This is a genomic window from Ruminococcus sp., from assembly GCF_024691275.1.
In the GTDB taxonomy this organism is placed as follows: Bacteria; Bacillota; Clostridia; order Oscillospirales; family Ruminococcaceae; genus Ruminococcus.
Genome location: NZ_JAILNU010000098.1, coordinates 1 through 12,902, shown reverse-complemented (window position 1 = coordinate 12,902; position 12,902 = coordinate 1). Strand labels below are relative to the sequence as shown.

The 12,902-nt window shown below is 44.5% G+C and carries 17 protein-coding genes; 14 read left to right on the top strand and 3 right to left on the bottom strand.

Features of this window, described 5'->3' with window-relative positions; all coding sequences use genetic code 11:
- The 13 genes from K6G33_RS11925 to K6G33_RS11865 all read left to right on the top strand — a co-directional run.
- The coding region (locus K6G33_RS11925) for a formyltransferase family protein (RefSeq protein ID WP_296779751.1) at nt 1–418 on the top strand (418 nt) is incomplete at its 5' end.
- Nucleotides 419–443: 25 nt separating this feature from the next.
- Entirely contained in the window at nt 444–992 is a 549-nt protein-coding gene (locus K6G33_RS11920) for a putative ABC transporter permease (RefSeq protein ID WP_296779749.1), read from the top strand.
- Between the two features lie 25 nt (nt 993–1,017).
- Complete coding sequence (locus tag K6G33_RS11915) at nt 1,018–1,731, top strand: IMP cyclohydrolase (RefSeq protein WP_296779746.1); 714 nt, start codon at nt 1,018–1,020, stop codon at nt 1,729–1,731.
- A 35-nt stretch (nt 1,732–1,766) separates the two neighbouring features.
- Nucleotides 1,767–2,300, top strand: a complete 534-nt coding sequence (locus tag K6G33_RS11910; protein ID WP_296779744.1) for a hypothetical protein — start codon at nt 1,767–1,769, stop codon at nt 2,298–2,300.
- Between the two features lie 67 nt (nt 2,301–2,367).
- On the top strand, nt 2,368–2,850 hold the full coding sequence (locus K6G33_RS11905; RefSeq protein WP_296779741.1) for a hypothetical protein: 483 nt from the start codon (nt 2,368–2,370) through the stop codon (nt 2,848–2,850).
- Nucleotides 2,851–2,874: 24 nt separating this feature from the next.
- A complete protein-coding gene (locus K6G33_RS11900) occupies nt 2,875–3,357 on the top strand; it encodes an HAD family hydrolase (RefSeq protein ID WP_296779738.1) in 483 nt (160 codons plus the stop codon).
- A 33-nt stretch (nt 3,358–3,390) separates the two neighbouring features.
- The gene (locus K6G33_RS11895; protein ID WP_296779736.1) at nt 3,391–4,572 is read left to right on the top strand and encodes a phosphoribosylaminoimidazolecarboxamide formyltransferase; all 1,182 of its coding nucleotides are present in this window, start codon (nt 3,391–3,393) and stop codon (nt 4,570–4,572) included.
- Nucleotides 4,573–4,634: 62 nt separating this feature from the next.
- Complete coding sequence (locus K6G33_RS11890) at nt 4,635–5,195, top strand: hypothetical protein (protein ID WP_296779733.1); 561 nt, start codon at nt 4,635–4,637, stop codon at nt 5,193–5,195.
- Between the two features lie 152 nt (nt 5,196–5,347).
- Nucleotides 5,348–5,866, top strand: a complete 519-nt coding sequence (locus K6G33_RS11885; protein WP_296779730.1) for a hypothetical protein — start codon at nt 5,348–5,350, stop codon at nt 5,864–5,866.
- Between the two features lie 14 nt (nt 5,867–5,880).
- On the top strand, nt 5,881–6,405 hold the full coding sequence (locus tag K6G33_RS11880; protein WP_296779728.1) for a hypothetical protein: 525 nt from the start codon (nt 5,881–5,883) through the stop codon (nt 6,403–6,405).
- A gap of 91 nt (nt 6,406–6,496) precedes the next feature.
- Nucleotides 6,497–7,501 (top strand): hypothetical protein, encoded by a 1,005-nt coding sequence (locus K6G33_RS11875; RefSeq protein ID WP_296779726.1) that lies wholly within the window; start codon nt 6,497–6,499, stop codon nt 7,499–7,501.
- Nucleotides 7,502–7,536: 35 nt separating this feature from the next.
- Entirely contained in the window at nt 7,537–8,823 is a 1,287-nt protein-coding gene (purD, locus tag K6G33_RS11870) for a phosphoribosylamine--glycine ligase (protein WP_296779723.1), read from the top strand.
- Between the two features lie 10 nt (nt 8,824–8,833).
- Entirely contained in the window at nt 8,834–9,454 is a 621-nt protein-coding gene (locus K6G33_RS11865) for a hypothetical protein (RefSeq protein ID WP_296779721.1), read from the top strand.
- Nucleotides 9,455–9,557: 103 nt separating this feature from the next.
- Here the strand turns inward: K6G33_RS11865 and K6G33_RS11860 are convergent, their stop codons facing one another.
- Nucleotides 9,558–9,761, bottom strand: a complete 204-nt coding sequence (locus K6G33_RS11860; RefSeq protein ID WP_296779719.1) for a hypothetical protein — start codon at nt 9,759–9,761, stop codon at nt 9,558–9,560.
- Nucleotides 9,762–10,232: 471 nt separating this feature from the next.
- Between K6G33_RS11860 and K6G33_RS11855 the strand changes: the two genes are divergently transcribed.
- On the top strand, nt 10,233–10,475 hold the full coding sequence (locus K6G33_RS11855; RefSeq protein WP_173449583.1) for a helix-turn-helix domain-containing protein: 243 nt from the start codon (nt 10,233–10,235) through the stop codon (nt 10,473–10,475).
- A gap of 165 nt (nt 10,476–10,640) precedes the next feature.
- On the opposite strand, the gene groL is transcribed toward K6G33_RS11855, so the two are convergent.
- A complete protein-coding gene (gene groL, locus K6G33_RS11850) occupies nt 10,641–12,263 on the bottom strand; it encodes a chaperonin GroEL (protein WP_296779716.1) in 1,623 nt (540 codons plus the stop codon).
- 138 nt (nt 12,264–12,401) lie between these two features.
- Entirely contained in the window at nt 12,402–12,674 is a 273-nt protein-coding gene (locus K6G33_RS11845; protein ID WP_009986645.1) for a co-chaperone GroES, read from the bottom strand.
- Nucleotides 12,675–12,902 lie beyond the last annotated feature (228 nt).

Below are 12,902 nucleotides of genomic sequence, written 5' to 3'. Positions count from 1 at the left end.
CACAAAGGCAGTAACCGACGCTCTCATCGAGGAAAAGGCAGACCTTGTGGTATATGCGGGATTCATGACCATACTCGACGAGCAGGTAGTAAAGGCGTTCCCCTACAAAATGATGAACGTTCACCCTGCACTGATACCCAGCTTCTGCGGAAAGGGCTTCTACGGACTGCACGTCCATGAGGCTGCTCTCGCGGCAGGAGTGAAGCTCTCGGGCGCAACGGTACATTTCGTAACCGAGGAGTGTGACGGCGGACCAATAATAATACAGAAAGCTGTCCCCGTAGAAAACGGTGATACTCCAGAGTCACTCCAAAAGCGCATAATGGAACAGGCTGAGTGGAAGATACTCCCCGAGGCGGTATCTCTCTTCTGTCAGGACAGGATAGAGATAATCAACGGAAAGGCTTACGTTAAATAACCCAATGCAGAAAATAAAGGAATTATTGGAAAAACAAATTATTCAGAAGCTCTTTCTGTGCTTCTGGATGTATGCCTTCCTCGGCTGGTGCTATGAGGTCTTTCTCGAAGTCGTAGTGTACCGCTGGGGATTTCATAACAGGGGCGAGATGTATGGTCCTTACGTTCCCGTGTACGGAGTGGGAGCTTTGCTGTTTCTGCTGTTTTTCAGCCGCCTGATGAAGAAAAAGGACAACAAATGGCTGAATATAGCCAAACCGCTGCTAATCTTCCTCGGCTGTATGACAGTGGCAACAATAGTCGAGCTTATCGCTACATACATCTTTGAATACACAACAGGTGCATGGCCGTGGCAGACTTATGCACGGTACAAATACAATTTTCAGGCGCGTATCGCTCTGAGCACATCTGTCCGCTTCGGCTTGGGCGGAATGTTATTCATGTATCTGGTGCAGCCTTTCTACGATCGGCTGCTGGCAAAGCCGAAAAAGAAAACGCTCAATATCATAACACTTGTGGTCTTCGGATTACTGCTTTTTGATCTGATAATGACCATACTGTTCAAGTATAATTAAACCATTCCCGAAAGGAGCTATTATTATGAAAAAGCTTGATCTTGCAAAGGAACTCAGCACAAATGCTTACCCAGGCAGAGGTATCGTTATCGGCAGATCCGACTGCGGAAAGTATGCTGTTACCGCTTACTTCATCATGGGCAGAAGTGAAAACAGCCGCAACCGCGTATTCATCGAGGACGGCAAGGGCATTCGCACAGAAGCTTTCGACCCTTCTAAGCTCACAGACCCACACCTTATCATCTACGCTCCCGTAAGAGTTCTCGGCAATAAGCTCATCGTTACTAACGGCGACCAGACAGATACTATCTACGAGCTTATGGACAAGCAGTATACCTTCGAGCAGGCTCTCCGCACACGCGAATTCGAGGACGATGCTCCTAACTATACACCTCGTATCTCAGGAATACTCCACTTCGAAAACAAGGGCTTCAACTACGCTATGTCTATCCTCAAGAGCGCTAACGGCAACCCTGATTCATGTCAGAGATATACCTTCACATATACAAATCCTGTCGCAGGCGAAGGTCACTTTATCCATACTTATATGGGCGACGGCAATCCGCTTCCAAGCTTTGAGGGCGAACCTAAGCTCGTAGGCATCAGCGGCAATATCGACGAGTTCACAGATATGCTCTGGAACAACCTCAACGCTGATAACAAGGTTTCACTCTTCGTTCGCTACGTAGACCTCGAAACAAATGCTGAGGAGACACGCATAGTAAACAAGAACAAATAATCCGACATTATATAACATAGGTGGTAAGTAATATAATGGATATTATCTCAATACAGTGCCCTCACTGCGGAGCGGGCGTTGAACGCAAGAAAGACGCTTACTTCGGCACCTGCCCGTACTGCGGCTCTGAGGTATGCTTCGATGATGCAAAGGCCGAGGCTGAAGCAATAGGTCTGCGCGGAAAGGTAAGCGACCTCGACAAGCGCCTGAACGCCGAAAAGCAGTACAAGGCAGCTATGAAGCTCTGGATAAAGAAAAGAAACCGTATGTATACTATAACAAGCTTATTGTTCTTCCTCGGTTTTCTGGCAGCTGTTGTAAGCGATGACGAAGAAGGCGACCTTATCGCCATCGGCGTTATGCTCATAATGATCGCTTTATTCTCACATATCGTATGCTCTATCTTGAAATGTGCGAATTATCCGCTGTTCAGAGATGAGTACAAGGACTTCGCCATTGATAATGTCTCAAAAACGGGTCTGCTGTTCAAAACCATAGGTATGGGCTTTCTGCTTATGGGCGGAGCTGCTTTCTGTTCTGCTATTTTATATGCTATAATTCACGGCTGATATCCACTGTTGTCTTACTCTTCTTAACAACAATAAATGATATAGAGTATTATGGGAGAATAATAAAATGTCAAATATCCGTATCACTTGTCCGTCATGCAATGCTATTGTGGACGGCGACACCAGTCAGACCGAATTCACCTGCCGCTACTGCGGAAACATGATATGCTTCGGTAAGGCTGACGCTGAATTACAGCCTCAGCCTGATCCTGTCATCATGGAAAGATACAATGCCGACATGATGAAATGGAAAAACCAGTCGATCCTCATCGGCATCATAAAGACAGTTTTAAGCCTCGGCGGCTGGATAACCTTCTTTATGCCCCACAAGTTCCTTATCTTGTCAGTTACTCTGCTCTTTCTTGCAGCTCTCCTGCTCTTTGTGGGGCCGCTTGTCATTGCAAGAAATATACCAAACGGCAGTACTATCCCCAACGGTAACATCGAGCCGCCAAAGAAGTTAAAAACAGGTATAGAGTTCTTTCTGCTGTTCCTGTTCATAGCTATAGTTTGCTTCTTTATAGGCGCTATCTTCTTATTATTTCAATAATACCAACTGCGTATAATTATAAATATGAAAATATCATTTGATCTTGATGAAACGCTTTTCGTGAATCCTGCGGAAGTCCCCACAGAACCCGAACTGAAATTCCCGTACAGCCTTATCTACAAGGACAAACTGAGAAAAGGCGCTGTGGAGCTCCTCACAGAGATAAACAACTCCGATACCGAGCTTTGGATATATACCACCTCCAACAGGAGCGAAAAGTATATCCGCGGTATCTTCAAACACTACGGCATAAGGATCGACAGTATCGTCAACGCTTCGCGGCATGAAAAAGAGGTCGCAAGAGGAAGGAAGAATTTTCCATCGAAGTACCCCTCGGTCTATCGCATCGACCTCCATGTGGATGACGAAAAGTCAGTCTACGAAAACGGCATCGCATACGGCTTCAGGGTATACCGCATAACCAACGGCGACACCGAATGGGTCGGCAATATCCGCAAAGAGCTCGACAGAATAAGAAAAGTCAATAAGGCAGATCAAAAGAAATAAGAATTATGAATTAATATAAGGAGGACATTAACCATGTCAAATGAAATGCAGTTAAAATATGGCTGTAACCCAAATCAGAAACCGTCAAGAGTTTATATGGCTGACGGCAGCGAGCTCCCTATCGAGGTTCTCTGCGGCAAGCCCGGCTATATCAACCTCCTCGACGCTTTCAACGGCTGGCAGCTCGTTAAGGAGCTGAAGGCTGCTACAGGTATGTGCGCAGCTACTTCATTCAAGCACGTATCCCCTGCCGGAGCTGCTATCGGCAGACCTCTCAGCGACGACCTCAAGAAGATCTACTGGGTAGACGATCTTGGTGAGCTTTCTCCACTTGCAAGCGCTTACGCAAGAGCAAGAGGCGCTGACAGAATGTCCTCTTACGGCGACTTCATTGCTCTCTCAGACAAGGTGGACGTTTGCACAGCTAAGATGATCCAGCGTGAGGTATCAGACGGCGTTATCGCTCCCGATTACGATCCCGAGGCTCTTGAGATACTCAAATCAAAGAGAAAGGGTACTTACTGCATACTCAAAATGAACGAGAACTACAAGCCTGCTCCTATCGAGACAAAGCAGGTTTACGGCGTATCCTTCGAGCAGGGACGCAATGAGCTGGATATCAACCGTGAGCTTCTCGCTAACGTTGTTACAGAAAATAAGGATATCCCCGACGACAAGAAGGACGACCTCCTTATCTCTCTCATCACTCTGAAATATACTCAGTCCAACTCCGTTTGCTACGTTAAGGACGGTCAGGCGATCGGTATCGGTGCAGGTCAGCAGTCACGTATCCACTGCACACGTCTTGCAGGTCAGAAGGCTGACAACTGGTGGCTGAGACAGTCTCCACAGGTAATGGGTCTTCAGTTCGTTGACGATATCCGCCGTGCAGACCGCGACAACGCTATCGACGTATACATCGGCGATGAGTACGAGGACGTTCTCCGCGAAGGCGAATGGCAGCGTATCTTCAAGGTCAAGCCTGCTGTATTCACACGCGAGGAAAAGAAAGCATGGCTCGCAAAGAACACAGGCGTTTGCCTCGGTTCCGATGCTTTCTTCCCATTCGGCGACAACATCGAACGCGCTAAGAAATCAGGCGTTGAATATATCGCTGAACCAGGCGGTTCAATCCGCGATGATAATGTTATCGAGACCTGCAACAAGTACAATATCGCAATGGCATTCACAGGCATTCGTCTGTTCCACCACTGATAGATAAGTAGATCAAGGCTGCGGTCAGAGTATGACCGCAGCCTTACATTATGGAGTAATATATGAAAAGTCATTCTTTTAAAGCCTTCATCGCAGCTCTTCTGATCGCGGCAGCTATGTGCGGCTGCGAGAAAAAAAGCACTTCTGACGAAAAACAGACAACTCAGCCTATCACTGCCGCTGTTCACGACGAGAATACCTCTTTCGATAACGGCACATACAGCGGAAAAGGCTTCTCGCTCTACGCAGATCCGAGAATATGGGCTTACAAAAGCAGCGAAAATGATACCTGCGACCTGCGCATGATAACCGACAAGGACATAGTTTCATGCGGTGTATCAGTCTATATATCCGATGACGATCACGGCGGCAAAACTGCTCAGGAGATAGTCGAGGAAGCAAGCAAAAACGAAAATATAATCTTTACAGGGCCTCTTGTAACAGCGAAATTCTCGTTTTCTTATTACGAATGGGCTGTCGATGAAAATACCCACGCAAGAACCTATTTTGCCGACTGCGGCGGCAAGTACCTCTGTGTCTATGCAGAGAGCTCAAATTTCGGATTTGTCGATGTAAAAATAGCCGATCTGCTCAGCACATTAAAAGTGACTGATAATGCGTAAGTGAACTGAGCCTTCTCCAGATAAATCCCTCTGAATCAGAACAATAAATGGCTTGCAAAATCTGCACCAGTATGATATACTATAGTTATGCAATAAATTTAATACGGAATAATACCGTGTGTTATATTTTTATCTAATTCGGAGGCGACCATATGAACAGTAACTATAATTCTATCTCGCTGAAAAATCTATATATCTTAGCCGCTATTTTCTGCGGTGTGTACGTTATCATAACTATTCTTGCCTATATCCTTTCGGGAGCCGTCACAGACGCTGTTTCAAGCGACGCATTCAAGGAGCTCTACCCGAATATGATGATATCAGGCAAATGTAAAGTGATACTGTGCCTTTCATGGATACCATGGGTGCCATTCTTCATTTACATAATAAGCTGTACAGGCTGGGCTTTCTCTGCAAAACGTTGCAGACGCACTCTTAAAGCTGCTCCTGCACTGTGGATCCTCGGTTTTGTTGCCGAACACGCCATAGCACTCTTTACGTCACACTCGTCTATTGTGGATACACGTTCCGAAAAGCTGCTCATACAGCGCACGGAATATGCAACATTTTTCTTTAGTATACTCCTCGTCGGCGCACTGGTGCTCGTATGCACGGCTGCTGCACTCGGAATCGACGAAGATCGTCATGTAAAACATTTAAAGTACAAATAATCAAGGAGACTAAAATGCAAAAACCAAACGCACTACGAATCACACAAATAACCGCAGCTCTTTTTTGCGTAGCTAAGCTGGCGCTGGATATATTCTTTATAATGAATAACCACTTTTCTTTGCATACACTTTTTTTCGGCGATCATATAACCGCTGAGGGGCTGCCTACAGAAATCAAGATCACACTTATCACAGAAGCTCTTATTGTAGCCGCTCCTATCGGCATACTTTCTGCCGTAAACTATGTAAGACTGGATATGAAGCACAATAGAGGCATCGTCACACTGCTGCTGGCAGGTGTGTTGTATATCATCAATATAACAGCTTCTATTATCATTGACAGAATATCTTTCTCGCTCATAACCACTTCCTACGGCGCAGGCACGGCTGCTATGACTGCTTCCATAAACTCTATAAGAAGCTTTACAAGCTTCCTTGTCACAGCGGCTTTCATAATGGTGTTCTGCTGTGCTGCTATCGAGATATACGCAGGAAAAACACCAAATAAAAATGGAATGACAAAAGGGATCAAAATATAATAAGCTTTTAGCGAATGAGCAGAAGTGGTTCTGTACCGTTCGTTATTATAAAATGATATAAGGGTAAATCTAAAATTGGGGTAATTTAACTATGAAAAAAATTCTAATAATCATCTTATCTGTCATTGTACTTGCAATAGCAGGTGTTTTCGGTTTTATTTATTATCATTCCATACCTTCAAAAGAATATAAAACAGAGCGTTTCAGCTTCAAAGTACCATATGGCTTCAAAGTCGATTCCGGCTCGTCACTTGTAAACAGTAACGAGTATGTATTTGAAAGCATGGGTGCAAAAATATCTGTAGACGCTATCCCTTTCAACGATAAAATTGATACAACGGGCGCATATATGAACTTTCATTCAACCGAAAAACATGCTGTATATGATAAGCTCATAGACTCTCCATACAATGGTTATTTCTTTTCATCTGAAAGGTATCTCGAAGTCAATGGTGAACTCAATATGGGATATATCATCAACGCAGATACTTATTTTCTGCATATATATGCAGATTGCAAGCCTTCGGCTGAAAAACGTGTAAAAAGAGTCTTAGAACGTATCGTTAAAAGTATTAAATACAAATCTGATGATCGTATTGCAAATAAGCCCGATGTATATGACTTCGATTACATAAGCATAAACACAGGTTCAAAATACATCTGTACCGACAGAACAAATGACATTACAGAAGGTCCATATCGAGAAAGTACTCTTATTGTCAAAGAGCAATTTGCTGAAATAGATAATGCAGACAAACTTTTTTATCCCTATGTAGCTGTATCTGTAAAAAAAGAATACGATTCTTCACCTGCTGAACTTGCAGATAAATCATATAATTCAACAAAAGAACACAAAGAAAAATATACCACAGTAATCAGGGATCAACAGGAGATGTTCGGAATTAATTGCGAACACATTTATATTGAACGAAAAATACTTCAAAACGATGACAAAAAATACTGTATCAGCTTTGAGCGGTATTTATTTGAAAAAGACGGTTTGCTTTACGAAATATTCGCTTCTTACCATGCAGACACCGACAAGGCAGATATTGAAGAAATGCTTGACGGCATTACCATAAAGGATATTAAATAAAAAAATGTAATCTTACATACAGGAGGAATTTTTTAATGAAAAACATATTAGTAGTAGGCGGCGGCGGTCGTGAACACGCTATCATCATGAAGCTGGCTGAAAGCCCGAAGGTTGGCAAGCTCTATTGCACACCGGGCAACGGCGGTATCTCAAAGTACGCTGAGTGCTTCAATGTTGGCGCTACAGACGTTGACGGCGTTGTTGCTCTCGCAAAACAGCTCAAGCCTGATATGGTAGTTGTTGCTCCTGACGATCCGCTGGTACTCGGTATGGTAGACGCTTTACAGGCAGAGGGCTTCATGACATTCGGTCCTAAGGCTAACGCTGCTATTATAGAAGGCTCTAAGGTTTTCTCCAAGGAGCTTATGAAGAAGTACAATATCCCTACTGCTTTCTATGAGGTATTCACAGAGTCCGACAAGGCTATCGCTTACCTCAAAGAGCAGAATAGCTACCCTGCTGTTATCAAGGCTGACGGTCTTGCACTCGGCAAGGGCGTTATCATCGCTCAGAACGAGGATGAGGCTGTTGCAGCTGTTCACGAGATGATAGATGAGCTCAAATTCGGTAAGAGCTCCGCTCGTATAGTTATAGAGGAATTCCTCACAGGTCCCGAGGTTTCTGTTCTCAGCTTCACAGACGGCAAGACCTTGGTTCCTATGATATCTTCAATGGATCACAAACGCGCTCTCGACGGCGACAAGGGTCTCAACACAGGCGGTATGGGTACTATCTCACCTAACCCATGCTACACAGAGGATATCGCTAAGGAGTGCATGGAAAAAATATTTATCCCTACTATGAATGCTATGAACGCTGAGGGACGTACATTTGAGGGCTGTCTCTATTTCGGACTTATGATTACTCCAAAGGGTCCAAAGGTGATCGAGTACAACTGCCGCTTCGGTGATCCCGAAACACAGGTAGTTCTCCCGATGCTGGACGCTGACCTCTATGAGATATTCGAGGCTATATACAACCATGAGCTCGATAAGGTTGACATCAAGTGGCATAAGGGCAGCTGCGCCTGCGTAGTTATGGCAAGCGGCGGTTACCCTGAGAGCTATCCAAAGGGCATCGTTATGAACGGCTTCGACGATAAGGGTCAGGTAGACGGCTGCTTCGTATACCATGCAGGTACTAAGCTCAGCGATAAGGGCGAGTTCCTTACAAACGGCGGAAGAGTTATCGGCGTTACAGCTAAGGGCGATAACTTGCAGGCTGCTCTTGATAAGGCTTACGAGGGAGTTGCCAAGATAAGCTTCGACGGCGCTCACTACAGAAAAGATATCGGACAGAGAGCTCTGAAAGCACTCGGTTAAGGAGCTGTCTATGCACGAACGTCTTAACAACGGACTTAAATACTGCATGATCGCAAATCTGCTGTTTGTCGGCTTCTGTATCATATGCTTGATATTCTATGTGACATATAATGCAGATTCCGTACTCTCAAACACCCTCGAATTTATGGCGTATACAGTGGAATTCAGCGGCTTTGCCCTGTTTATATGGGGCTGCTGGCTCATGGCTACGGCTATGAGGGCAAGAAGGTTACTAAAGATATGTCTGCCGCTGTATATCGTCCTCGAAGGAGCCATGATGATACTGGAGCTCAACTCCTACAGGATATCTGCATATAAGCCTTATTCGCTCCTGCTTGCTATTGTACACTCTGTACTGTCGGGACTGGTATGTCTCACGTTCGTACAGCTCGATACCGACAAAAAGAAGCTCGAAGCAAGCGTTCTTATATGCATCGCTATCATGTTCGCAGGTATGCTGGGCAATATCCTCGGACTGAGAATTTATTTCAGTATCATGATAAACGCTATTGCTTATTCACTGCTTTTCTTCCTGATATTAAGGCTTATCAAGCGCGAGGACATCGAGGTGGACTGCCACGGCGACAAGGCAAGAGTCGCGGAATACAAAAGTACATTTGTTGATGAATGAGAAACCGCCTGCTTTATGCAGGCGGTTTTTTAACTGCGTAGGGCGGATATTATCCGCCCCTACAGAAAAATGCGAACCTGTAAAAACGGGTTCGCATTTTTGCTTATTGAAGCCATATTTTCTCGGAATCTTTTTCAATGTACGGGTCGCCGTTATCGGCTCTATACACTTTTATCCAGTTTCCCGAACTGTCTTTTATGTAGTCACCCGACCTGCCGACTTTGTACTCTGTGCCGTTCGGGTCACGAACCTTTCTGCGGTCATCGTACCAATGCGGCTCATACTCATCTTGTTCGGAAACGTTCAAATGCATTCCCTTCATTTTGGGTAAGAGGATAAGGGTAAAACATAATGCAATTTTAAAAGCTATACGAAAACCAAGCCAGTATGCACGAAACCACGTTGCTAATCTTTCTCCTTCAGGTGTACGTCTATTAAGTCTTTTCGTCAGAAGAAATGCTATAAAAGCAGAAATTACTATCCATACCAAATAAACAAGAATCAACTTCTTAGAGTCTTCGATTTTCTTCCCTGCGAACAACATAGATATAACTCCAAAAGAAAGTGTGATGCAACTCGTTACAGAACCTGCAAGAATATACGCAAAAAATTTACTATACCTTTTCTTCATAAAGATCTCCCCTTTCAAATCTAACGGTTTACCGTTGATTATATTTTATCACAAAATAATAAACAAGTCAACGGTTTACCGACAATAAAATGCAACAAAAAATGCTATTATTATTTATGTAATATAACATGAAAGGATAGCATTCATATGAATATTTCGGAAGCTGTTTCAGCTCGCATAATCGAACTATGCAAACAAAACAACATAACCGTAAATAAGCTTTCGACTATTTCGGGAGTAACGCAATCCACTGTAAACGATATCGTGAACCACAAAGCCAAGAATATCGGCATTGTCACGATAAAAAAGCTGTGCGACGGCCTTGATATGACTATCTCGGATTTTTTTGACGCGGATATGTTCCGCTCTCTTGAACAGGAAATGTACTAATAAAGCGAACCTTAAATGGTTCGCTTTCTCATTTTCGGAACGCCGTGGACGGCGTTCCCTACGCCCAATATTTTCGGGCGGATATTATCCGCCCCTACAGAAAAAGGCGAACCCGAATAATCGAGTTCGCCTTTAACTTTTATATTACTTTTGCGTCACGCTGCATTAATACATTCCGCCTGCTGGCATTGCAGGAGCAGCAGGAGCATCTTCCTTGATATCAGCAACAAGGCTCTCTGTTGTAAGAACCATTGATGCTACAGAAGCTGCGTTCTGGAGTGCGCTTCTTGTAACCTTAGTAGGATCAACGATACCGGCAGGTATCATGTCTGTGTAAACCTCGTTGTAAGCGTCGAAACCGTAGCCGACCTTACGTGAACGGATTATCTTGTCAATGATTACGCTGCCCTCAAGGCCTGCGTTCTCAGCGATCTGACGTACAGGAGCTTCAAGTGCCTTGAGGATTATCTTAGCACCTGTCTTCTCGTCGCCGTCAAGTGATGGAATAAGCTTGTTTACAGCAGGCATAGCATTTACGAATGCTGTACCGCCGCCTGCTACGATACCCTCTTCAACAGCTGCCTTTGTAGCTGCAAGAGCGTCCTCGATGCGGAGCTTCTTTTCCTTCATCTCGATCTCTGTAGCAGCACCTACCTTGATAACTGCAACACCGCCAGCGAGCTTAGCAAGTCTTTCCTGGAGCTTCTCGCGGTCAAAGTCGGAAGTAGTTGTCTCAATAGCTGCACGGATCTGGTGAACTCTTGACTCGATAGCCTTCTTGTCGCCTGCACCGTCAACGATGATAGTGTTCTCCTTCTGGATAACTACCTGCTTAGCCTGACCGAGCTGCTCAATAGTTGTCTCGTTGAGTTCAAGACCGAGCTCGGAAGAAATTACCTCGCCGCCTGTGAGAACTGCGATATCCTTGAGCATTTCCTTACGTCTGTCGCCAAAGCCTGGAGCCTTAACAGCTGCTACCTTGAATGTGCCGCGGAGGTTATTAAGGATAATAGTTGTAAGAGCTTCGCCCTCTACGTCCTCAGCAATGATAACGAGCTTCTTGCCCATCTTTACGATCTGCTCGAGAAGCGGGAGGATCTCCTGGATAGATGAGATCTTCTTGTCTGTGATAAGAACGTAAGCGTCATCGTAAACAGCTTCCATCTTGTCAGCATCTGTAACCATATAAGGTGAGATGTAGCCTCTGTCGAACTGCATACCCTCAACTACTTCGCTGTAAGTCTCGGCAGTCTTGCTTTCTTCGATAGTGATAACTCCGTCAGAAGTTACCTTTTCCATAGCCTCAGCGATGAGCTTACCAACGTTCTCGTCAGCAGAAGAAACAGTACCTACTCTTGCGATATCCTCGCTGCCCTGAACAGCCTTTGAGTTGTCAACGATAGCCTTTACAGCAGCGTCAACAGCCTTTGCGATACCCTTCTTGAGAACCATCGGGTTAGCGCCTGCTGCGATATTCTTCATACCCTCACGAACGATAGTCTGAGCGAGGAGAGTAGCAGTAGTTGTACCGTCACCGGCAGCATCGTTAGTCTTTGTAGCAACTTCCTTGACGAGCTGAGCGCCCATGTTCTCGAAAGCGTCCTCAAGCTCGATATCCTTAGCGATAGTAACACCGTCGTTAGTGATGAGGGGAGCGCCGAACTTCTTGTCAAGGACAACGTTTCTGCCCTTAGGACCCATTGTTATTCTTACTGTATCAGCAAGCTTGTCGATACCTGCCTGAAGTGCTTTTCTTGCGTCTTCGCCGTACTTTATATCCTTAGCCATGATAAAATCTCCTTTGAATCAATTCTTAACTCGTAATGCGTAATTAAATGTGTTCGCATACGCTCACGAATTTTAATATTTAGATACATCGCCGTAAGGCGATACCATAATTACGAATTCCGAATTATGAATTACGCATTATTTAACGATTGCGAGTATGTCTTCCATTCTTACGATGATATACTCCTCACCGTCGAGCTTAACGTTAGTACCTGAGTACTTGGAAATGAGGACCTTATCGCCCTTCTTTACTTCCATCTTAACATCTGATGTGCCGGGGCCTACCTCGATTACCTCAGCGAATTCGGGCTTTTCCTTAGCGGAGCCTGTGAGGATGATGCCACTCTGAGTGGTTTCCTCAGCTTCAGCCATTTTTACGACAACTCTGTCCTGTAATGGTTTGATAGTCATAATATATACCTCCTGAATAATAAGAATAAACGAAAATGATTTTTAGCACTCTCTTTCTTTGAGTGCTAACTATATTTTACCATCTTTTTAAGATAAATCAAGTCTATTCTTGAAACTTTCACAAACTTTGGCGATATGCACAGTTTAAATGTAAAATGTTGAAATGTTGAACAGAATGTTGAAGAATTGATCATCTTATGTTGTCACGGTCAGTTCTATATATTATTA